The organism is Drancourtella massiliensis (assembly GCF_016900655.1).
GTDB lineage: Bacteria > Bacillota > Clostridia > Lachnospirales > Lachnospiraceae > Sellimonas > Sellimonas catena.
The window spans coordinates 32,367-55,551 of record NZ_JACJKH010000024.1 but is presented as its reverse complement, the minus strand read 5'-3'; the positions used below and the strand labels follow the sequence as shown (position 1 = coordinate 55,551).

Sequence of the window (23,185 nt, the reverse complement as noted above, 5' to 3'; positions counted from 1 at the left end):
TGGTTTCTAGTCAATTCCATTATACCAAACGGAACAGGTTTATGCCTTTTTTATTGGCTGAAATATTGAATTTTCAAGGTTCAACACACCGTATTGGTGTGGGAAGTTTTAGTTAATTATAATACCTGGTTTGATATTGGAACACCAAAGGAGATGATTGGTAATGAAATCTTATAGAGCTTTAAAATGGATACAGGGTATATTCATCGTATTCTTTTTTATGGCGTTTTGTATTCTGCTCCGTGCAGAACACTTTTTATCCACGGAATATTCCATCTTTCTCTTTTCCGGGCTTTTCGGATGCCTTGCGTTTCTGGCTTTCGATCTGATTTCCTGGAACCGTCAGAAAAAGAAAGAACAGCGGCTGTTCCAGCTGGCCCAGACAGATGCTCTGACCCGGCTTCCGAATACCTCCGCACTTAAAAACGAACTCGTAAAGCTTTCTGAAACAGTACTGGAAGATGACATTTCCTGCGCGGTGATTTCTTTTGACAATATCCACCGTCTGAACCGTACTTACGGGCACGAGGCGGGAGATGCTGTATTCCGGGAATTTGCGGATATTCTCCGGGTTTCTGCGGAAGATCTGTGTTTTATCGGCAGAAAAAGCGGCCGTACTTTCCTCGCCATCTTCCGGGAAAACTCCCACGAAAAGACAGAACTGTTTCTGGAAAGGCTGAAACGCGGCGTGGAGATTCACAATGAGACAAACGGACTGCTGCCGATCACCTACCATGCGGAAGCAGCTTACAATGATGAACTTCATTATGTATCTATTTACGATCTGATCAAAATCCGGTCCGGGAAACGACGCCAGCAGGCATAAACAACAGGAAAAATGCAAAAATATACCCCGGTCATCCGGTACACACGTGCCGGACGGCCGGGGTTTTTGTAAGCCTTTTTATGATTCCCCGTTTTCGTCTTCTATTTCTTTGACGGCATCCTGAAATTCGTCTCTTTCCCGCAAAAATGCGGTATCTTCATCTTCCTTGATCATTTTTAACAACATCTGCTTCATCCTGGATTTGTCCTCAGTCTCCACTTTTTTTGTCTGGATATGCTGGTAAAGCGGGGACTTCTTAAGATCCCACCGCTTTGTTACTGACTTCAGCATCGGCACCAGAACTTTCAGCGTATTCACCCAGTCTTTTTGCGCTGAGTATAACTGAAAATGTGCTACATATGAAGTGTACTCCCACTGGTCGAAAAGCTTCGAGGCATCTCTGGATACATCTGCAATGTACTCCGCGTCTTCAAACCGCTCTTCTTTGATGGCAATTTCCATCAATGTCATGAGTACCGAATGAATCTCCGTCATGGCCATGAGCAGCTTTTCTTCCTCCAGCTTCGCAGCCTCCTGCAGTTTTCCACAATCAATCATCAGATTTGCCTGTACCTGCTTTTTATCCACCGGGCTTTCATCCGGCAGAGCTTCCAGCAGTTCCCATGCCTTATCATACTCTTTCCGTCCCCGGTACCTGGATATCAGCATGGACCGCACCTGATTCTGTATCCGGGCATCCGTACTCTCGAGTGCTCTCCTGTACAGTGCTTCACACTCCTCCCGGTATTGTTCCGCTTCCTTTACCTTGACATCCATCAATACCGCCCCGTCCAGAAACAGCGCGATATTCAGAATCAGCGGATAGCAGGATGGATATTCCCTTACCTTTTCCATCGCCTCTTCATAGGCCTTTTCTACTCCATCCGCATCGCTCACTTCACTTAAATGATTCAAAAACATGGCAATCTCCTGATCCGAGAGTTCCTCTTTAAAAGAAAGCAGCGTATTTAAATCCGTGTCCAGAAGCCTTGCAAGCGCAGGGAGCAGGGTAATGTCCGGGTAGGAAGTTCCTTTCTCCCACTTGTGGACCGCCGGGGCCGTCACTCCAAGATATCCTGCCATCTGCTCCTGCGTCATATGCTTCTCCATTCGTCTTGTTCTTATGATTTCATTGATTTTCATTTTTCTTTTCCCCTTATACGCGCTAACTGTTGTCCGGTTCTGCTTTGATTATATCAATCTGCCGCTGCATAAAGCAATAAACTGCTTTTTAAACTTTTGGTTAAAAAAGAAACCATTGGTTTTCTTCTGAAAAACAGAACACGATTCTCTTTTCTGGAAGTTTCTTCATCTTGACATTCTCTGTTTTTCTATAGTATGATGAACTCAGAAGAATTCGAACATATGTTTGTTTTGTTTGATCACTATTTTCAGGAAAGGAGACGCTTTGTATGAATCAGACCCTGCACAGTCCAGCTCCCGGTCCACATACCACAGAGCGCATTTATGTCAGTGTTTCTTCCGTTTTTGATGCCACCGGCTATATGCAGCCGACAGCCATCACCTGGGCGGACGGCCGTACCTTTCCCATCGAAAGTGTCCGGGACTGCCGGCCTGCATCCGCTTTATCCCGGGGCGACTGTTATACCGTAGTCATTCACGGTCAGGAAAAGCATCTGTTTTTTGAACGTACGGATCCTCTATTTCCAAGCCGTGTCGGAAGATGGTTTGTAGAAAGAAGTGCTTCTGTATAATCTGTTACTCTGAAAGGAAAGAAGGCGACGCAAGATGAAAACCTATCTCGCAATTGATCTGAAATCCTACTATGCATCTGCCGAGTGCGCAGCACGTCATCTCGACCCTCTGACCACCAATCTGGTAGTGGCGGATGAATCCCGCACTGAAAAGACGATCTGCCTTGCCGTCTCCCCTTCTCTGAAGGCATATGGGATTCCCGGCAGGGCACGGCTCTTTGAAGTCATTCAGAAGGTCAAGGAAGTCAATACGCGCCGGCTTCAGGCCGCCATCCAGAGTCATACTGCACTGAATCAAAACGGACGACCGTCTCTTGGAGAGCCTTCCTTTGACGCAAATGCCTTGAAACAGGACCCGACGCTTACGGTTTCCTATCTGGTTGCCCCTCCCCGTATGGCCTACTATATGGAACTTTCCGCAAAGATTTATTCCATCTATCTGAAATACATTGCCCCGGAGGACATTCATGTCTATTCCATCGATGAAGTCTTTATGGATGTGACCTCCTATCTGGAGCATTATCAGATGTCCGCCCATGACCTTGCCAAAGCAATGATCCGCGAAGTCCTTTATGCCACCGGCATCACCGCCACCGCGGGACTCGGGACTAATCTGTACCTTTGCAAACTTGCCATGGACATCGTTGCCAAACGCACGCCTCCGGACCCGGACGGCGTCCGGATTGCCGAGCTTGATGAGGCATCTTTCCGGTATCTTCTCTGGGATCATCAGCCGCTTACCGATTTCTGGCAGACAGGTGCCGGTACCGTCAGACGTCTGGAAAAGCACGGGATTCATACGATGGGCGAGCTGGCACGGGCCAGCCTCACAGAAGAAGATATGCTTTACAAGGAATTTGGTATTGATGCGGAAATCCTCATCGATCATGCCTGGGGGATCGAGCCGTGCACCATGCAGGATATTAAATCATACCGCCCTTCGGACAACAGCACCAGTGAGGGCCAGGTGCTCTCCTGCCCTTATGACCATCAGAAAGCCCGGATCGTCGTCCAGGAGATGACAGAAAGTCTCTCCTACCGTCTTCTGGAACAGAATCTGACGACGGATTCTCTGACTCTGGGAATCGGCTATGACCGTGAAAACTGCGACAGCGGCTCATATCACGGAGAAGTTCACATCGATCACTACGGCCGGAAAGTTCCGAAAGGCGCACACGGTACGATCCGTCTGGATCCTCCGTCCAATCTGGCAGGCAGCCTGATCCAGGCAGCTTCAGAGCTGTTTGAGCAGATCACAGATCCCCGTCTTCTGGTACGCCGTATTACAATCACTGCAAACCGGGTGGTAAAAGATGATGGCATATATCAGCTCAATCTGTTTACCGACACAAAGAAGCTGGAAAAAGAAAAGAAGCTTCAGGAATCCATGCTGGATATCCGGAAGCGCTTTGGAAAAAATGCGGTACTGAAAGGTACCAGCTTTTTAGACGGCGCTACCATGCGGGAGCGCAACGGGCAGATCGGCGGCCACAAGGCCTGATCTGTTTCCGCCATATAAAAAGGAGAAATGTTGCCATGACAGACTATAAAAATTCAGCAGAAGGACGCATCGTCACTGCAAAATATCAGGATATTCTGCATCTTTCCCGTCCGGAACCATCCTACCGGCATCCCCGTATGCCCGTTGCCGGCCGCGCAAAGATCTTCTCACCTTTCGCCGCTCTGCGCGGATACGAAGAGGAAATCGCCGAGGAAGAGTGGAAAAAGAAACGAGTACCGAAAAAACTTCTGTCAGAAGAGAAGTCCCTGCAGATTTCCGTGCTCCTTTCTCGGGTAGAAAAGGGAAGTTCTCTCTCTGTTCGTTTTTTTCAGGAGGACATGCACCATTCTGACACGCCACCTCTTGGAATCTATAAAGAGGTTTCAGGAATTGTAACCGGAATTGATTCTGTCTTTCAGAAACTTGTCATCTCTGACGGAGAAACTGAAACAGTGATTTCTTTTGAATCTCTGGCGGAAATAAAGCTTCCGGAATGAGCTGATTTTTTTACTCACCCCGGAAGCTTTCTGCTATTTTAACAAAGCATTACATAAAATGTCTCTTTTTCATGATGAAGCCGCTGATGATTCCTCCAAGAGAAATTACGGCTGCTCCGGCCCAGAGAAGTATATTGCTGCTGTCTCCGGTTTTTGGTGCCTTTGTTCCTGAATCACTTTCAGAACCGGCAGTCTTATTTTGATCCGCAAAGTTTTGATTCTGAGCATCCATTCCTCCGGCATTCTTGTCTCCGCTGTTCTGGTTTCCACCAGTCTGCTGGTTATCCCCGGTCTGCTGATTTCCTCCAGTCTGCTGTCCATCATCTCCTGATGTCTCACTGTAGTCACAATTCAACGAACCAACTGTCAGTGCACCGGATGTAACTCCATCCCGGAACCGGTATACCGGCCTTTGTCCGTTTACAGTATAAGAAGCATCCGCAATGGCAAAGCCTTCATTATTTGCGGAGGTATCCACACCTGACGGCGGAAGTACATGGACAATTTCCGGTGTCTCCGTTCCATTCAGAGTGATTTTTGCTCCTCTATTACCGTAACCGTCATCCGTCATCACCCAAAGAACATTTTCGTAAGTATCATAGTCCAGTGACATGGCACCGCCAAGTTTGGAATCAATATCTGCAATCTGTACAGATGTACCATCTTCATTCAATACATAGGCGTAAATATGTCCGTTATCTTCCAAAGCTACGAAAAATACACCATCAGCGACCGCATCCGGATAGTCTGCCGGGTCAAATGCATCCCCTGTATTCTGGTCAAACAGTTTTCCTGTTACAGCCGTATCAGAAACCCATTCGACTGCTTCAATTCCCATATTTGCAGATACCTGCGGCAGAGAAGACGTCAAATCCCACTCATTGACTGCTGTCAGGTCTGATCCTTCTGTGTCCGGATCTACCACCAGAATAGAATTATAATTGATTCCCTTCTGACTATTATCACGCTCCGATGCAATATAAACAAGTCCGGCTCCATCTACTGTAATTCCTTCCGCATCCGGTCCGGCAGCAGACGGATCAGATGCATCCTTCTGAAAACGAATCCTCTTTCCTTCTTCAAATCCATTCGCAAAGCTTAATGTGCCGTCTTTTACAACATCCAGAATCCAGAATTTTCCGGTTCCGTTATCTACCGCATACAACTGTCCTCCAAAAAAGTCAAGTCCTGAAGAATCTTCCAGAAATGTAGATTCTGTATCAAATACGGTAACCTCTTCTGCTCCCGGCCATGCGATTACTTCCGGAATATCCGCAAACTTATTCGCTGCTCCCGGAGTTGCCTCCTGCGTATTCCTGTACTCCTGTCCGTTTACATCCGGATAAAGTCCCCAGGTCGGACTTGTATGCCCGGTCCATGTAGTGTTCGCAATCAGATTTCCATCTTCGTACAGACGGACAGAATCATCGCTTCCCAGTCCGAAATTCAGGTCATCAATCACCAGATACCCATTCGCCGGAATGGTCGTCCCTTCCGGTATTACATACTCATGCGAATCATCATTGTCTCTGATGATGATTCCGGAAACATCCAGCGCTTCCTGTGTCGGGTTTGCCAGTTCCACCCAGTCCGCTCCTCCATCCGGATCATTGGACTGCACTTCGTTAAGCACCACGGGATTCACGATCAGGTTCGCCTCTCCTTTAGTGGAAGTCTGGAAATCCGTCAGTTCTCCTGTCCCGTCCGGAATTCTTGCATATACTCCCGCTGCATGAGTCGTCCAGCTGTATTCAGCAACAGCCGCGCCTTCGCTGTTATAAATGGATACCTTATCCTCATTCCCCAAACCGAATAAAAAGTCACGGTTTCCTTCAAAAACATAGTATTCTCCCGGATTTAAGATCGTTCCTTCCGCTACAGGAGTAATATCGGACGCATGTCCTACCGGATCATTATCATACAGGTACCATCCTGAAATATCTACCGCAGTATCTCCTGTATTTTTGATTTCTACCCAGTCTGTGCTGTCACCATTCGATTCTACTTCGTTGATTACAACAGATGGAGCATACCATTCATTCGCCTGTCCTTTTGTCTCTTTTGTGAGTGCAAATGCTCCTGTTCCATCCGGATATCTTCCATAAGAAGCCTGAGCCGCATCTCCTTCATATGAAGCATGTTCAGTCCAGGAGTATTCATCTAGAAGAGTCCCTTGTGAATCATAAAGTCGGATAGAATCCGCAGACCCGATTCCGATTGCTGCCTCAAACGTATTTTCTTCAAACGTGTCTGTCTGGTCATTATAAATTCTTCCCATTGTTTTAGCATCAACCACCAGCAGCGCTCCCGGTTCTATCGTGGAACCTTCCGAAAATCTCCACCGATGGTCATCGGAATTATCACGAATTTCACACCCTGACAGATCAATGGTTTCATTTCCTGTATTCATCAGTTCTACCCAGTCATCCGGAGAGGAATTGATTTCATTTATCACAAGCGCCGTCATATTCTGTCCGGATTCGCCGTTTTCCCCTTCTCCTGGTTCCTGTGCGGTAACATTTACCGCTCCCTTTGTAGAACTCTGATCAACAAACTCTCCTGTCCCATCTGGTACTCTGGAATAAGTTCCCAAAGCATGTCCGTCATAGCTGTAGGTATCCTTCAGACTGCTGTTTGCGTTGTACAAGGAAACAGTATCGCTTTTCCCAAGCCCAAAACTAAAATCAATACTGTCCTCCAATACCATTACCGCTCCTGCTTCCAGCACTGTTCCATCTGGAAATTGCTTTGTCTCATTGCTCGTAAGCCGTTCCAGACCCTTGTCGTCTGTGACAAACCAGCCACTGATATCCACGGCCTGATCTCCTGTATTTACTATCTCAATCCAGTCATTCCCTCCATTCGGATCATCAGACTCGACTTCATTGATAAAAACCGTATTTCCGGAAGATGCAGCAGACACAGGCATGCCTGCTGCCGGGGCAACTGCGGATGCGGTTAAAAATGCTGCAAGTGCTATACTGAGCTGTCGTTTCTTCATATTTAGACGTTCTCCCTTCTCAAATTATGATTTTTTTAAGTTTAACAGGAGAATGTCAAATCTGAAGTTGCAACACGTAAAATCATCGTAAAAAGAAAGCAGAGCAATCTTACGCTCTGCCTTTTTCCCTTCCTAAAATACCGTTATCAGTTCAGCCCCTTCCAGATCCGTTTCCTGCATCTCTACTTTCCGGATCCGGCTGTCATCGTATGTTTTGTAATAATATGCACCTGTCCGTGTATTAATACAGCAGGAATAAGTGGTGATATCATATGTTCCGGCCTCTGTAATCACAGACCCGCGCACCATCGATACCCCGTCCAGAATATGAAAGAACTGGGAAACATTCGATTTCTCGTCCTGCGGCGATACAGAATTCCATTTCAGGAAAGCAGCCCTTACAAACCGTGACGCGGAAGAAGCATCTCCTGGCAGTCCTGCCGCTCCCATTCCCTGTGCATAAGGCTTTAAGCTCAGCTTGTCACAAAAGCGGTTCTCCGGGCTTTTTGCGCTGAGATTCATATAATTGTTCATATTCAGCCTGTGATATTCAAACGGCGGATTATTCGTCAGCACACCAAATGGATTTTCGTAAATTTTCAGTCCTTCCTGAACAGCCTCCAGAACAAGACACTGTTCCCGGTCCGCCAGCATCCAGTGAAGCGGCGCCGGAGGCATCTTCTCAGAAAACGCAAGGTCCACAATTTTCATTTTCTCAAGATCATTTTTCACTTCCGCCACCGTGGAATAGTTTCCCAAAATCCAGGCAATGATCTCAAAAGAGGCAAGTTCCATTCCCCGACCTTCCGGTTTCTGATAGTATGCGTTTCCCGGGAAATTCAGCCCTGCCATACACAGCCCCTTTTCATTTACCGCTTCCGCATATAAAGGGAACCGGCTGACAGCTGATGCCATACCGATCATGGCATAATGCTGTTCCTTACGCCCTGCCAGACGAAAATCCAGAGGGAAATTCCTCGGTGTGATCACAACCTTCTCCCCGAAAGAGCAGTCCAGATCCAGATTCCTTCCAAAGTAAAAATCTCCATTGTCATACGTAATACAGGTACACATATCATTCTTTCCTTTCCGCTATCGCACGTTTTGATTCTATTATTCACTTTCCTCCATCCGGACATTCATTCCCTCTATGTAATTTTCTTCCCGATCGTTGTCTGCCTCATAATCAGGACACACACAAAGGACACTGCCGCAATCACAAAAGTCAGCCCCGGTATTGCAATCCATGCCGTAAAATCAGTTGGTTCCATATATTTTTTGTAATTATCCAGAAATAAAATATGGATCAGATATATGCCAAACGAACAGTTGCAAAAAAGGTCTATTATACGCTTTCTGCGGTCTGAAGGCTGAAAATTTCCATCATTCACCCTTATCATAATAATAAAAAACATAACGGATGCCAAAATCACAAACGGTGAACCATAAGTCAGTTCTTTTTCATAATGATACCCTTTTGCAAATGTTGCCCCCATGGTTGCTCCAAAAGATACCGCCATACTGAATATACAAATCAGCACTGCTGTTTTCTGGCGAATCGGGATTTTTTTCCTGTACTTGCTAATATAGTAACCGAAAAACAAGTAGTATGTATAGACTTTATCTCCAATCAACGGCAGATCATAATACAGTTCCTCACCTGTAAAAGTAGTACGAAAATTCAGAAGCACTGCTCCTGTCGAAATAATCAGGAGTGCAGTTTCAAGATTCTTCGACAGGTTTCTGCACATAACCTGCAGAAACGGAAGCACAAGATAAATCGGTATCATAGCATACAGGTACCAAAGATGGGCTTCCGCAGGAACAAAAATAATTTCCTGCAGTTTTACTTCTGTTTTCATATAACAGGTATTCCACAGATAATAAACCACGCTCCATACAGCCAATACCGACAAAAAGCGTAAGATCCTTCTGCAGTGCTTTTTCAGTGTCTCCTCTCTTCCCAGCAGCAACGCCCCGGAAATCATAAAAAAGGAAGGTACACTTACCCTCGCTGCCGTATCGACCACCAAAGAAAATGCATACTCGCTGTTCGGAATTTCTCCATAAGCTCTGCAGAAATAATTACTTACGTGAATCGCAATGACCAGAACAAAAGAAATCATCCTGATCAGTTCAAGATTATAATTCTTTTCTTTCATCTCATTTGTTCTCCCCCGACTTCAGGAATCGCCGGATTCCATATCATCCCTTTTCTCCTTTTTACATTTTAAAAATTACAATCCGTTCACGGCTGTCTTTTCCATCATATAAATCTCCACAGTCAATCTCATCATAAAATGTCAGTTCATTCACCGTCATCAGAAAAGAAATATATTCATCTGACGGGTAATAGAAAAACAGTAAAATTTCTCTTGGCGCCTCGTAATACGAATCCCGAATCCTGCTGATCACTTTTTGCAGGATTTCCAGAGAAAACGGGTTGAAAAAATAGATCCGGTCCACACTTTCCGGTACCGGAAATTCTCCCGCATCGACAGCCTGAAACGTTACCCTTCCCGAAGCTGATGACATGTTCTGATTTTCCACTGCTTTTTCATAAATCCGCTCATCATACTCGATTCCAATGGACCTGCACCTGGTCTGCCACGACAAAAAGAAATCAACACGGCCTTTGCCGCATCCATAGTCCAAAAGCGTATTTCCTTTCCGGATATATCCGCTGTTTGCCAGACGCTCCAGAACCGGATACGGCGTCGGCTCATATGGATACCGGTACTGGTCTGCATGAGAATCATCTCGCCCGGTTGTGCGGATCTGCAGCAGCTTGTCCCATTTTTCCTCTTTCATATCAGATCAGAATTCCTTCCAGATGATCGAGTTCATGCTGGCAGATCTGAGCCTGCCAGCCGCTCAGCTTCTGCCGCTGCTTTGTCCAGTTCATATCATAATATTCCACCTCAATGTTCTGATAACGGGTGGTTTTCCGGACACCGGGAAGGGAAAGACATCCCTCTTCTGTCTCGTACGGCGTGTCCTTTCTGACCATGACCGGGTTAAACATGACAACGTCAAACATCCCCATATTCACAATAATCACCCGTTTTCTGACTCCGATCATATTGGCCGCCATGCCGACACACGCCTCCCGGTTAGCCGCCAATGTATCCTGCAGGTCTCTCCCAACCTGCAAATCTTCCCTTGAAGCAGGCTCAGACTTCTGCCCAAGGAAGAAAATATCTTTCATAATTGTTTTTACCATTTGTATCCATCCTGTCTATGCACTAATTTTCAGCTGAATCTATGATATCATAAATTTCTTTCAAATACATGAAAGAAGCTGAAACTCCTTATTGTTTAATGTTTTTTTATATTTCTAAACGCTTCAAGAATCAGAACGGAGCTTATCACGTGTTCAAAGAAATCAATAAATTCCTCAGAAGTAACATATAGTAACCTGTCAGTTCGAAATTCTCCCAAATGTATCCGCCCGTTCTTTTCGTCCACTAACGAAGGCATTTTCTTTCTTACATACTCAAGCACTTCCTGCACTTTTGCCCTGCCTTTGCGGCCGACATTAATTTTCCCGCTGTGGTTTATAAGGCAGCGCACTCCTTCTTTGGTATGGCATAGTTCCATATTTGTATCTAATATTAATTGCAGCGCATGATGGCATCTGTTCCCATCGTCTACTGCTGCGGCCAGTATCGTTTTTTCTTCAGATGCTCCCTGGTCTGTCTTCCTATATAGCTGTCATAATGTCTGCGTACATATGTGATATTCTCAAGCGTCTTTAAATCCGGACGTGAAGAAAGTGTCATTGCCTGTGGTGTTTCATTACAGTTAGATCTGCACATCCGCTTGTATGAGGCAGGACATTCTGTCTCTTTATATCCGGATCTCTGATCAAACCGAAATACTCTCAGATCACTTCCATTCGTTGCGAAAGCAAATTCTGAATTTAAAGCTTCGGCATAGCGCAACAGCTGAGCAATTACCTTCTCATCGATCGGAATATACGCTGCCTTGCACTCCACTACAGCCAGAATTGTATTTCCATCGGGCCGTAAAATCAGTATATCTGCCCGGTCTCTTCGTTCCGGATATCCGTACCGCTTCATGGAAACTTCAGTCTGTATGTTTCTTAAAGGGGTATGCAGTTTCCATCTGAAAAATTTGACCGTTGTCTGCCGTATGATTTCTTCCGGTGTTTTTAAGATGTACTTTTTCCGGCATTTATCATAAAAATACTTCTTCCCGTCAAATGTATATTCTCTGTGAAATGAGAGAAGTTTTTGCATAAAAATTCCCCTTTCAAAAAATAAAAAGCAGGAACTGTTTCGCATTTTCAGCTAATAATTCCTGCTTTTGAAACTCATTCCTCCGTTTCCAGTTCTAACCTCTGCAATATATCCCTGATGATCCCTGCATCTTGAATAAGGTTAATCCCAAAACACTTTTTTCCTGCATCCTTTAATGATGCTCCCACATGATAAGCTGTACCTCTATCAAGAATTAAAAAGCGATCATGGAACACCTTTGTGTATTTCACTTCCAGAGTTGGATACTGTGCATTGAAATTCTCCACATCTGTTTTGGTAAGTTTTGTCCGTTTTTGAGTGTAGATTGTAACAGACACGTTTTCATTTTTTTTGGAGAGTAAATTTAATGTTCCCACATCCACATATCCATCTATCAGTGTAATTTCTTTTTCTGCCTTTTGTATCAGACTGACAATCAAACTGAATGCATCATAAATCTGACCATCAAAAAACACTTTCTGGCCAGCTTCCTCATGCCCGGATATGTACTCAAATATCTGCTCTAATTTCTCATCAGTCTGTTTCTGGTATTCCAGCTGTTTTAGTTCTATGTTGCTGATACGTTCAAAAAGCAAAGCGTTATTGGCTATAAAACGCCTCATCTCTACAAATGCATTCATAATATTGATACTAACTTGAATAGCAACATCGCTTCTTAAAACAGCCGATAACATTGCGATTCCCTGTTCAGTAAAAACATAAGGTAAATATCTTCTGCCACCTTTTTTGTTACCATTAGCATCCTCCTCTTTTGAGGTCACAATTTGTGATCTCAAAGCCTCATACTCGTCTTTACTAATTTGAAACCTAAAACTATCCGGAAAGCGTGCTATATTTCTTTTTACAGCCTGATTAAAAACTCTTGTTTCCACCTGATACAACATGGCTAAATCGCTATCCAGCATAACCTGCTGGTTGCGTATAACATAAATCATGCTCTTAATATCATAGTGTGCCACTTCACTGTTTGGTGCCTGGGCTTTTTCATCAATAACTACCAATTCTTTTTCTGTTTCGCTCATAGCTATACCTGCCTCTCGAATTTCAACGAATCAATTCAGCACACCAACTATCTCTTTCCCTATAAAGCAATTATACCATGTTGCAGGCTTTTTGCCTAAATCTATAAAGGACAAAATAAAAAGCAGGAGATTATTTCGCCTTTTCGGCTGATAATTCCTGCTTTTAAAACCCGTTCCCGAGGTGATTCGAACACCCGACCTACCGCTTAGGAGGCGGTCGCTCTATCCTGCTGAGCTACGGAAACATAATTGTCACAACACCCCTGATTATACCATATCCCGGGGGTGTTGTGAAGCTTTTATGAAAAATTAATTTTACCCTGGAGCCAGATATTCGTGCGGAACCTTCTTCCCACTGCCGGTTCTCCCAGTATATTGGCTTTCGGAATGCAGACATCAAAAATCATTTCATTGACATCCAGTGTGAGAATCATGATTTTTTCCCTTGTCACCTCATTGATAACCAGATCCATATCCAGGATTTCACCCATGATTGAATACAGGTCACATTCTACGCCGTACGGCATAAAATACGTGTCTATAATACTGAAAATATCCTCTGTAACCACTCTTTTGGACACTTTCTGGTACGTATCCATATCTTTGAGTGTCAGTGTCTCTATTGCCTCGGAATCGCCTTTTCTGGCGGCGCTTACAAGCATCATCCGGTCCCGGAACTGTTCTCTTTGTTCCTTTTTGTCCTTTTCATTTTTTGTGACAGGGAACAGAACAGTACCATCATATGCAAGTCCCGCGAGCGTCACGGATGTTTTCTTTTTGCTGAGATTTCCAGACTGAAGTTCTCTTACATACTCCATCGGATTCTGAAGATAAAACATCAGGGAAATGTCCACTCTGGCATCCTCGCAGATGCCTATATAAGCCTCTTTGTCAATCTTTTTCTCTACAATAACATCCGCGTATGTGGTGATTCCTTTTCCTTGAAATACAGGCACGCTGTATTCTTTTTCAAAGTTTTCGTCCAGATCCATTACACCGTACATGGCCAGTTCCAGACGCTCTCCAAGAATCTTTCGGAATTCACAGTAATCGGTATCTTCATCCAGTATCATTCTTTCATGGGAGGTGAATTCTCTGCGGACTTCCTCTTCCACTTTTCTCATCATGGATCCGGAGATATCACCTCCGAACCCGATTGCTTTTGAATATTTATGCATTATCTGATTTCCTTCATTCCACCCATGTAAGGCTGAAGCGCTTCCGGAATCTTCACAGAGCCATCTGCCTGAAGATTGTTTTCCAGAAATGCGATCAGCATTCTTGGCGGCGCTACTACTGTGTTATTGAGTGTATGTGCAAAATATTTCTTTCCGTCCTGTCCTTTTACACGGATTCCAAGACGTCTTGCCTGAGCGTCTCCAAGGTTGGAGCAGCTTCCTACTTCAAAATATTTTTTCTGTCTTGGAGACCATGCTTCCACATCGCAGGACTTCACTTTCAGATCCGCAAGATCTCCGGAGCAGCATTCCAGTGTACGTACCGGGATATCCAGAGTGCGGAAGAAATCTACTGTGTTTTTCCACATTTTTTCATACCATTCCATACTGTCTTCCGGTTTACATACAACAATCATTTCCTGCTTTTCAAACTGATGTATTCTGTATACACCACGCTCTTCAATTCCGTGTGCCCCTTTTTCTTTTCTGAAGCATGGAGAATAACTGGTCAGTGTTCTCGGAAGTGTCTCCTCCGGAAGCATGGAATCAATGAATTTTCCAATCATGGAGTGTTCACTTGTTCCGATCAGGTACAGATCTTCTCCTTCAATCTTATACATCATTGCATCCATTTCTGCGAAGCTCATTACTCCGGTCACGACATTGCTGCGTATCATAAACGGCGGTACACAGTAAGTAAATCCGCGGTTAATCATAAAATCTCTTGCATAAGAGATTACCGCTGAGTGAAGCCTTGCAATGTCCCCCATCAGGTAATAGAAACCGTTTCCTGCCACTTTTCCGGCGCTTTCCAGATCGATTCCATTGAATTTTTCCATGATTTCTGTATGATATGGGATCTCATAGTCCGGAACAACCGGCTCTCCGAAGCGTTCCAGCTCTACATTTTCGCTGTCATCTTTCCCGATTGGTACAGACGGATCAATGATATTCGGAATCACCATCATGATCTTTTTGATTTTCTCTTCTACTTCCTTTTCTTCTGCAGAAAGTTCAGCTGTTCTTCCGGCATTTGCCTCCACCTGTTTTTTCAGTTCTTCCGCTTCTTCTTTCTTTCCCTGAGCCATGCAGGCACCGATTTGTTTTGAAATTTTGTTCTTATCTGCTCGCAGCGCTTCTACTTCCTGTTTGATTTCACGGTTTCTCTTGTCAAGTTCCAGCACTTCATCTACCAGCGGCAGTTTCTCATCCTGAAATTTCTTTTTGATATTTTCTTTTACTACATCCGGGTTACTTCTGACAAACTTAATATCTAACATTTTAAACTCTTCCTTCCTTATTCTATTCCTGCCAGTTCCTCTGAATCACCATACATAGCCTGTTCCAGTGATTCCGCCTCTTCCTCGGCAAGTTCTGTGTGACATTCTCCGTTCACAATTTCTTTTATATAAATGTAACATCCTTCTCTGCTGTGCATGGCATTTAAGATCCAGCCATTGTCTTCTCCATCCAGTATCGTAAACGCAAAGCTCAATTTCCCGCCCATTTCATTAAAAGCATCGTACTGCACCAGTCCCGTTTTCTGAATACTTCCACTGATTTTTTCTTTTAATGACCGCAGTTCCATCTGATTCTGTCCGGAAAGTTCTTCAATCCTCTCCATTTCTTCCAGGTGACGCCGGATATTATCTTCCAGCGTCTTCCCGTCGCTTCCTCGCATAAACCGGGAATAGCTTCTTTTCAGTCGATTATACTTCATGTTGAGACTCACAAGAAAAGCTCCCAGTATAATCAGAATCAGAAACATGACAATCAGAATATATGCCGGATCAATACCTATCGATTCCAGAATTTTACTCTGCATCTTATCTGACTTCCTCTCTAATACTCATGATCATCTCAAACAGTCTTTCCAGTTCTTCGTCAGAATAATACTCTATTTCTATTTTTCCTTTGCCATTTGCCTTTCTGTTGACGCTGACTTTCGTTCCCATGATTCCTTTCATTTTTTCCTCCAGATCATGGTAAATAAAATCATTTTCCTTTTTTACTTTCTTTTTCTCCGGTTTTGGTTTATTCCATTCACGGATCAGCTTTTCTGTCTCTCTTACACTCAGTTTTTCATCAAAAACCTGAGTTGCAGCCGCATACTGTTCTTCCTTATCTTCCAAAGCAAGAAGTGCCCTTGCATGTCCACTTGAAATCATATCGTCAATCAGCATCTGCTGTACTCTTTCATCCAGCTTCAGGAGACGGATCGAATTCGTTACTGCTGTTCTGCTCTTTCCAACACGCTCCGCGATTTCATCCTGCTTCATGGAAAACTCTTCCATCAGTCTTTTATATGCCTGTGCTTCTTCTACTGGATTCAGGTTTTCTCTCTGAATGTTTTCGATCAGAGCAATCTCAACGACTTCCTGTTTTGAATATTCTCTTATAATCACTGGCACTTCCTTGACTCCGGCCAGCTTAGCTGCCCTCCATCTCCGTTCTCCGGCGATAATTTCATAATATCCGTCCTTTTTCTGTACAAGAAGCGGCTGCAGCACTCCAAACTGCTTGATCGACTCTGCAAGTTCCAGAAGGGAATCTTCCTCAAAATTTCTTCTCGGCTGTTCTCTGTTTGGTTCAATCATATTGATTTTCACCAGTTTCTCTCCAGTTGATACCACTTCTTCTGTTTTTTCCTTTGCAGGCGTACTCTTTTTGGCCGAACGGTTATCCGGGATCAGACTGTCCAGTCCCTTTCCAAGGCCTTTTCCTAATCCACTTCTTTTCGCTGTCATTCTTCTTCTCCTTTATGAATCACTTCATCTGCCAATAGCATATAACTCTCTGCTCCGGTTGACTTTGGATCATACAGATTAATCGGCATACCATAGCTTGGCGCCTCAGCAAGTCTGATATTTCTCGGAATGATGGTCTTGTAGATCGTCTGTTCCAGGTTATCTTTTACATTTTCCACTACCTGAAGTGAAAGATTTGTTCTCGCATCATACATTGTGAACACGACGCCTTCCATCTTCAGATTTTCATTCAATCTTTCCTGCACAAGTTCAATTGTGTGGATGAGCTGGCTTAACCCCTCCAGAGCATAGTATTCACACTGAATCGGAACCAGTACACTGTCAGCTGTCGTCATCGCATTGATTGTCAACATATTCAAAGACGGAGGGCAGTCGATAATCACATAATCATAATTTTCTCTTATCTTTGCCACCTCATCTCTGAGGATATATTCTTTGTTTTCTACTCCAATCATTTCGATTTCGGCGGCCGACAAATCAATATTTGTAGGAAGCACGTCCAGATTTTCAATCACTTCTTTGCACAGAACCTCTTCAATTCCTGCTTTTCCAATGATCAGATCATAGACTGTATTTTCCACCTGATCTTTCTCTACCCCCAGCCCGCTGGTCATATTTCCCTGCGGGTCCATGTCAATCGCCAATACTTTCTGTCCTTTTGCCGCCAGACACGAGGATAAATTAATAGCTGTTGTCGTCTTGCCGACGCCGCCTTTCTGATTGGCAACCGCAATTATTCTACCCATTTATACTTCACCTTTCTTTCATAAGCCTTATTATAACATTTTTTATTTCTATAATCTATATAATGTTTCATGTGAAACATGAAAAATTCGTAACGATTCGGCTATGTGGTTCAGATTTCGGTGAAATGTTTCACGTGAAACAAAAAAATTTCGTGACCATTCAGCTCTATAACTCAACTTTCAGTAGCATGTTTCACGTGGAACATCAAGAAACTCGTGTCAATTCAGCCGTGCAGCTCCGATTTCGGCAAAAATGTTTCACGTGGAACATTTTGGAACAAAACCAGATCTTTATCTTCAAACTAAAATCGTCCCTCAAACACATGATGTTTCACGTGGAACATTTTGGAACAAAACCAGATCTTTATCTTCAAACTAAAATCGTCCCTCAAACACATGATGTTTCACGTGAAACATTTTCTTTTTGCACCAAACCACTGCGCCTTGAATTCTCGATGAGCAATAACCAAAACAAGAATCGTGTCGAAAATTTCATACATTCACTTCTTTTCTTGCTCTATCCAATGTAGTATAATATATCATAAGAATAACTATGAAAGTTGGCCGAATTTATGAAGAAAAAAATAAGATCTTTTGTTATCCTGACTGCCTTATGTGCAGCTACAATACATATTATAAACAGAACGATTCATCATCTCTCTACACTGCATAATCTGCTTCACAAAGAGAATGAATCTGATTATGAATGGCGTTTTGGGAAGATTCATTATAGAAAATGCGGCACTGGAAAGCCTTTGCTGCTGCTCCACGATCTTGCTCCGGCAAGTTCATCTGTAGAGTGGTCTCACATTGTTCCTTTACTTTCCAGGGAGCATACTGTTTATACGGTAGATCTTCTCGGATGTGGTCAGTCAGATAAGCCAAACCTGACCTATACCAATTTTCTGTATGTACAGATGATCTCTGACTTCGTGAAACATGTAGTTCATGCACCTGTAGATGTCATCGCCACTGGCGCTTCTGCTCCTCTTGTAGCAATGACAGCAACCTCCAGCCAGGAACTAATTGATAAAATGATCTTCGTTAATCCGCAGAGCCTGCATGAGTTGGCTAAAATACCTTCCAAGCGTAGCAAATTATTATATCACTTTATCAATATGCCACTGCTTGGCACTTTCCTTTATAATATCTTGTTCTGCCGGAGACGGATTGCCGCAAAATCGGAAGAAGCATTCTTTGATCCTGCTCAGATCGATGAGCTTATGGTCAATACCTATTATGAGTCTGCTCATCTGGATCATATGCATTCCAGATACCTGTTTGCAAGCATCCGCGGAAACTATACGAATGTGAACCTTGCACCATTCCTTTCAAGGATCACACACAGTATCTTTATTATTACCGGTGCTGAGAATCCTCTCTTTAATGAGAACGCATCCCAGTATCAAAAATACCTTCCGTCAATCGAAATTGTCTCCATGGGAGAGACAAAAGCCTATCCTCACATTGAAAAACCGGAAGAATTTTGCGAACAGGTTGAGATCCTTCTTGATCCAAAATAACAAAAAAAATGAGTGTTTCACGTGAAACACTCATTTTTTTATTACTGTAATGGCTCTTTTGCAGGCAGGCCTGTTTTTCTCGGATATCTCTTTGCCGTAGATTTGATTTTCTTAATTTTAATGAATGAACGGCCAATCTCGGTTCCCTGCAGCTTGAACTTATACACTTCTTCGATTGTTCCTCCAAGAATTTTTGCCGCATTGCGTGCCTGTTCTACTTCTTCATCCACTTCTTCCGACTTATACGGTACAAAATAGCCTCCAACTTTTACATAAGGAAGGCAATATTCCGATAAAGTGGCCAGATTTGCCACTGCGCGCGATACACAAAGGTCAAACTTTTCTCTATAATCCGCCTTTTTAGCGAAATCTTCTGCTCTTCCATGGATCGTTTCAATTCCGTTAAGTCCCAGCTTTGCAATTACCTCATTCAGAAAACGGATTCTTTTATTTAATGAATCCAGCAACACAACTTTGATCTCCGGAAAGACGATTTTAAGCGGAATTCCCGGAAATCCGGCTCCGGTCCCCACATCGATCAATGATGATACCTTTGTCATATCACAGCTTTTGACAATCGAAAGGCTGTCCAGGAAATGCTTTTCATTCACTTCCTCATATTCTGTAATTCCGGTGAGATTCATTACCTTGTTCCATTCCACCAGAATATCATAATACTGATCAAACTGTTCGTACTGTCTGTCCGTCAGGGAAAGACCGATCTCTTTTAATCTTGCTTCAAACACCTTATCCACTCTTCTTCTCCTTTCCCGTTAAGCCCGTCTCATGGACTCCAGATAGACCAGCAGCACGGAAATATCTGCCGGTGAAACCCCGGATATTCTGGATGCCTGTCCGATGGATACCGGACGCTGCGCGCTCAGCTTCTGCACTGCCTCAATCCGAAGGCTTTTCACATCGTTATAATCAATATCCTCCGGTATTTTCTTTTTCTCCATCTTCTTGAACTGTTCCACCTGCCGCATCTGCCGCTTGATATATCCGTCATATTTAATATTAATATCAACCTGCTCTGCCACTTCTTCCGGAATCTGCGGCCTGTTTTCATCAATTGGAGCCAGAATATTGTAATGAAGCTCCGGTCTCCGGATCAGATCCGCAATGGTTGCTCCGGAATTCAGCGGAGTACTTCCATACTGTATTAACAGATTCTGTACTTTTTCACTCGTTCCTACATTTACATGTTCTACTCGTTCTATCTCAGATGTAATCATTTTTTCCTTTTCCAGGAGATTTTCATACCGTTCTTCTGAAACCAGCCCGATTTCATATCCAATCTTCGTCAGTCTCTGGTCCGCATTATCCTGGCGAAGCAGGAGGCGGTATTCTGCCCTGGATGTCATCATTCTGTATGGTTCATGGCTCTCTTTTGTAACCAGATCATCGATGAGAACGCCGATATAAGCCTGGGAACGGTCCAGAATGAGCTGTTCCCTGCCAAGGATCTTCTGCGCCGCATTGATGCCCGCTACAAGTCCCTGTGCCGCAGCCTCCTCATATCCGGAGCTTCCGTTAAACTGTCCGGCACTGTAGAGCCCTTCCACCTTCCGAAATTCCAGCGTCGGATAAAGCTGTCTTGCATCGATACAGTCATACTCAATCGCATAGGCATTTCTCACAATCTTCGCATGCTCCAGCCCCGGTACAGAACGGTACATCTCATACTGTACATCCTCCGGGAGGGAACTGGACATTCCGCCGATATACATCTCATTCGTATATTCTCCCTCCGGTTCGATGAATACCTGATGCCTGTTTTTATCTGCGAATTTTACGACCTTGTCTTCGATAGACGGACAATACCTCGGTCCGGTTCCCTCGATCGCGCCGGAAAACAGAGGGGATCTGTCCAGATTATTCCGGATGATTTCATGGGTTTTTTCATTCGTATACGTCAGCCAGCAGGAAATCTGCTCTCTCTGCACCGATTCCGGATCTGTTGTAAAGGAAAACGGTGTAATTCTTTCGTCTCCCTTCTGCTCTTCCATCTTGGAAAAATCAATCGATCTGCGGTCGATTCTCGCCGGAGTTCCTGTCTTAAAACGGTACATTGATACACCGAGCTTCTTCATGCAGTCAGACAGGTATGTGGATGCCTGAAGGCCGTTTGGGCCGGTTTCTATGCTGACATCACCATAAATACACCTTGCCTTCAAATACGTCCCTGTACAGAGGATTACGGCCTTACAGCGGTATATGGCACCGGAGATGATCTGTACTCCGGTAACTTTCCCGTCTTCCACGAGAATATCCACCACTTCCGCCTGCTTTAAATCCAGCCCCGGCTGGTTTTCCAGCACCATACGCATGGCCTTGCTGTACTCCTGTTTATCCGCCTGCGCTCTCAATGAATGAACCGCAGGCCCCTTGGAACGATTCAGCATTTTTGACTGAATGAATGTGCGGTCGATGACCTTTCCCATCTCTCCGCCGAGAGCATCCACCTCTTTTACCAGATGCCCCTTTGATGTTCCGCCGATATTCGGATTGCACGGCATCATCGCCACGCTTTCCATGCTGACCGTAAAGACAATCGTCCTCATCCCAAGTCTTGCCGCCGCCAGGGCCGCCTCACAGCCCGCATGTCCGGCGCCGATTACGGCAACATCGTACACGTCTTTATTTTCCCATACAGAATTTACTGAATATTTCATTAACCAGATCCTCTCCTATCGTTTCTCCCGTAATACTTCCAAGTGCTTCGTATGCATCCATCAGATCAATCGTATAAAAATCCTCCGGCATGCCGTCTTCGATACTTCGTTTTACCTGTTTCAGGCTTGTAAAGGCCTGTTCCAAAGCCTCTTTCTGCCTCACATTCGTAATATAGACTTCATCATTAAAAGCAATCTCGCCCCGGAAAAACATCTCCTTTACGGTCTGTTCCAGTTCGTAGATTCCCTCTTCTTCCTTTGCTGAAATCTCAATCATCGGCTTATCCAGATGTTCCTGGATCATTTCTTTTGTCACCTTTGTCTCAAGATCCGACTTATTCAACAGAACAATCACGTTCTTATCCTGGATCATCTCCATGATCTCAAAATCATTTTCATCCAGATTTCGCGATGAGTCAACTACAAAAATAATCAAATCCGCATCTTCTGCCTGATTTTTCGCCCGGTCGACGCCGATTTTTTCCACCACATCTTCTGTCTTTCGGATTCCGGCCGTATCCATAATATTCAGGCTGACTCCGTTTAACTGGATGTGCTCTTCCAGAATATCCCTTGTCGTCCCCTCAATCTCCGTCACAATGGCCCGCTCTTCTCCTACCAGCGCATTCAGAAGAGAGGACTTCCCTGCATTTGGCTTTCCTACGATCACCGTCCGGATTCCTTCCTGCATCATCCTGCCGTTATCCGCAGTATCGATCAGTTTTTTCAGTTCTTTCAACAATTCCTCTACTTTTTCCACAAGGGTATCTCCGTATCCGTCCAGAGAAATATGCTCCGGATCATCCAGGGCAGACTCAATGTAGGCTGTATGATACAGAATTTCTTCCCTCATGGCGCTGATTTTGCGTTGTACGCTTCCTTTCAACTGACTGACTGAATTCTTCAGGGCATACTCATTTTTGGAATGAATGACGTCTATAACCGCCTCTGCCTGCGACAGATCCATCCTTCCGTTCAGGAAAGCCCTCTTTGTAAATTCACCCGGTTCAGCAGCTCTGGCGCCGTTTTTCAGTACGGTTTCCAGTATTTTTCTGACGACAAAGACTCCCCCGTGGCAGTCGATTTCCACGGTATCTTCTCCTGTATAGCTGTGCGGCCCTCTCATAAGCATCACCAGCACTTCATCTATCGTATTTTCCCCGTCCTTGATCCACCCGTAATGTACGGTATGAGATGGCTGCGAGGAAAGTGTTTTCTTCCCTTTATAAATCCTGTCTGCAATTTCAAATGCATCCGGTCCGCTGATCCTTACAATTCCGATTCCGGAATCCGACATGGCTGTCGAGATCGCTGCGATTGTCTCCGTTACTTTCATCATGTCTGCACCCTCTCTTGTTCCTGCATATTCTGCACTGGAAATATTTTCCTGTTCAAAAAACAAAAAGGGCAGATTCTCCTGTTGTCATGGAAATCAGCCCTTTTTCTATCT

The 23,185-nt window shown here is 44.3% G+C and carries 21 protein-coding genes and 1 tRNA gene; 5 read left to right on the top strand and 17 right to left on the bottom strand.

Annotation, left to right across the window (positions count from 1 at the left end; genetic code table 11):
- Window positions 1-163: 163 nt before the first annotated feature.
- On the top strand, window positions 164-826 hold the full coding sequence (locus tag H6A32_RS12560; protein WP_087251898.1) for a GGDEF domain-containing protein: 663 nt from the start codon (window positions 164-166) through the stop codon (window positions 824-826).
- A gap of 78 nt (window positions 827-904) precedes the next feature.
- Here H6A32_RS12560 and H6A32_RS12555 read toward each other — a convergent pair whose 3' ends face one another.
- Window positions 905-1,969, bottom strand: coding sequence for a helix-turn-helix domain-containing protein (locus H6A32_RS12555; RefSeq protein ID WP_204864477.1), 1,065 nt, complete (start codon window positions 1,967-1,969; stop codon window positions 905-907).
- 269 nt (window positions 1,970-2,238) lie between these two features.
- Between H6A32_RS12555 and H6A32_RS12550 the strand changes: the two genes are divergently transcribed.
- Genes H6A32_RS12550 through H6A32_RS12540 form a run of 3 tightly spaced genes read left to right on the top strand, consistent with a single transcriptional unit; the run spans window position 2,239 to window position 4,539 of the window.
- Complete coding sequence (locus H6A32_RS12550; protein WP_118636208.1) at window positions 2,239-2,541, top strand: hypothetical protein; 303 nt, start codon at window positions 2,239-2,241, stop codon at window positions 2,539-2,541.
- 34 nt (window positions 2,542-2,575) lie between these two features.
- On the top strand, window positions 2,576-4,042 hold the full coding sequence (locus H6A32_RS12545) for a DNA methylase (RefSeq protein ID WP_204864476.1): 1,467 nt from the start codon (window positions 2,576-2,578) through the stop codon (window positions 4,040-4,042).
- A 35-nt stretch (window positions 4,043-4,077) separates the two neighbouring features.
- On the top strand, window positions 4,078-4,539 hold the full coding sequence (locus H6A32_RS12540) for a hypothetical protein (RefSeq protein WP_204864475.1): 462 nt from the start codon (window positions 4,078-4,080) through the stop codon (window positions 4,537-4,539).
- A 49-nt stretch (window positions 4,540-4,588) separates the two neighbouring features.
- On the opposite strand, the gene H6A32_RS12535 is transcribed toward H6A32_RS12540, so the two are convergent.
- The 13 genes from H6A32_RS12535 to H6A32_RS12475 form a co-directional block, all read right to left on the bottom strand.
- A complete protein-coding gene (locus H6A32_RS12535) occupies window positions 4,589-7,540 on the bottom strand; it encodes a lamin tail domain-containing protein (protein WP_204864474.1) in 2,952 nt (983 codons plus the stop codon).
- A 132-nt stretch (window positions 7,541-7,672) separates the two neighbouring features.
- On the bottom strand, window positions 7,673-8,614 hold the full coding sequence (gene bsh / locus H6A32_RS12530; protein WP_204864473.1) for a choloylglycine hydrolase: 942 nt from the start codon (window positions 8,612-8,614) through the stop codon (window positions 7,673-7,675).
- Between the two features lie 74 nt (window positions 8,615-8,688).
- Window positions 8,689-9,702: an acyltransferase gene (locus H6A32_RS12525; protein WP_191426679.1), complete on the bottom strand. Its 1,014-nt coding sequence runs from the start codon at window positions 9,700-9,702 to the stop codon at window positions 8,689-8,691.
- Window positions 9,703-9,763: 61 nt separating this feature from the next.
- Window positions 9,764-10,351 carry an SAM-dependent methyltransferase gene (locus H6A32_RS12520; protein ID WP_118636202.1) on the bottom strand — a complete coding sequence of 196 codons (588 nt, stop codon included), beginning with the start codon at window positions 10,349-10,351 and terminating at the stop codon, window positions 9,764-9,766.
- A gap of 1 nt (window position 10,352) precedes the next feature.
- Window positions 10,353-10,763, bottom strand: coding sequence for a peptide deformylase (locus H6A32_RS12515; protein WP_087166526.1), 411 nt, complete (start codon window positions 10,761-10,763; stop codon window positions 10,353-10,355).
- A 427-nt stretch (window positions 10,764-11,190) separates the two neighbouring features.
- Window positions 11,191-11,802, bottom strand: coding sequence for a type I restriction enzyme HsdR N-terminal domain-containing protein (locus H6A32_RS12510; protein ID WP_204864472.1), 612 nt, complete (start codon window positions 11,800-11,802; stop codon window positions 11,191-11,193).
- Window positions 11,803-11,876: 74 nt separating this feature from the next.
- Complete coding sequence (locus H6A32_RS12505; protein ID WP_204864471.1) at window positions 11,877-12,845, bottom strand: ORF6N domain-containing protein; 969 nt, start codon at window positions 12,843-12,845, stop codon at window positions 11,877-11,879.
- Between the two features lie 171 nt (window positions 12,846-13,016).
- Window positions 13,017-13,090 (bottom strand) — tRNA-Arg (locus H6A32_RS12500).
- Window positions 13,091-13,144: 54 nt separating this feature from the next.
- Window positions 13,145-14,023 (bottom strand): DUF3881 family protein, encoded by an 879-nt coding sequence (locus H6A32_RS12495; protein WP_087166523.1) that lies wholly within the window; start codon window positions 14,021-14,023, stop codon window positions 13,145-13,147.
- Window positions 14,023-15,303 carry a serine--tRNA ligase gene (serS, locus tag H6A32_RS12490; RefSeq protein WP_087255192.1) on the bottom strand — a complete coding sequence of 427 codons (1,281 nt, stop codon included), beginning with the start codon at window positions 15,301-15,303 and terminating at the stop codon, window positions 14,023-14,025. The genes H6A32_RS12495 and serS overlap by 1 nt, the downstream gene beginning before the upstream one ends.
- Window positions 15,304-15,320: 17 nt before the next feature.
- Window positions 15,321-15,848 (bottom strand): DUF4446 family protein, encoded by a 528-nt coding sequence (locus tag H6A32_RS12485; protein WP_087166521.1) that lies wholly within the window; start codon window positions 15,846-15,848, stop codon window positions 15,321-15,323.
- 1 nt (window position 15,849) lies between these two features.
- On the bottom strand, window positions 15,850-16,770 hold the full coding sequence (locus H6A32_RS12480; protein ID WP_204864470.1) for a ParB/RepB/Spo0J family partition protein: 921 nt from the start codon (window positions 16,768-16,770) through the stop codon (window positions 15,850-15,852).
- Entirely contained in the window at window positions 16,767-17,537 is a 771-nt protein-coding gene (locus H6A32_RS12475; protein WP_087166519.1) for a ParA family protein, read from the bottom strand. The genes H6A32_RS12480 and H6A32_RS12475 overlap by 4 nt, the downstream gene beginning before the upstream one ends.
- 572 nt (window positions 17,538-18,109) lie before the next feature.
- Here H6A32_RS12475 and H6A32_RS12470 point away from each other — a divergent pair.
- Window positions 18,110-19,060: an alpha/beta fold hydrolase gene (locus H6A32_RS12470; RefSeq protein ID WP_204864469.1), complete on the top strand. Its 951-nt coding sequence runs from the start codon at window positions 18,110-18,112 to the stop codon at window positions 19,058-19,060.
- 41 nt (window positions 19,061-19,101) lie between these two features.
- Here the strand turns inward: H6A32_RS12470 and rsmG are convergent, their stop codons facing one another.
- The 3 genes from rsmG to mnmE are packed head-to-tail and all read right to left on the bottom strand — an operon-like array spanning window position 19,102 to window position 23,071.
- Complete coding sequence (gene rsmG, locus H6A32_RS12465) at window positions 19,102-19,815, bottom strand: 16S rRNA (guanine(527)-N(7))-methyltransferase RsmG (RefSeq protein WP_204864468.1); 714 nt, start codon at window positions 19,813-19,815, stop codon at window positions 19,102-19,104.
- An 18-nt stretch (window positions 19,816-19,833) separates the two neighbouring features.
- Window positions 19,834-21,735 (bottom strand): tRNA uridine-5-carboxymethylaminomethyl(34) synthesis enzyme MnmG, encoded by a 1,902-nt coding sequence (gene mnmG, locus H6A32_RS12460; protein ID WP_087255204.1) that lies wholly within the window; start codon window positions 21,733-21,735, stop codon window positions 19,834-19,836.
- Window positions 21,701-23,071 (bottom strand): tRNA uridine-5-carboxymethylaminomethyl(34) synthesis GTPase MnmE, encoded by a 1,371-nt coding sequence (gene mnmE, locus H6A32_RS12455; RefSeq protein WP_118636259.1) that lies wholly within the window; start codon window positions 23,069-23,071, stop codon window positions 21,701-21,703. Before mnmE ends, mnmG begins: the two co-directional genes overlap by 35 nt.
- Between the last annotated feature and the right edge of the window lie 114 nt (window positions 23,072-23,185).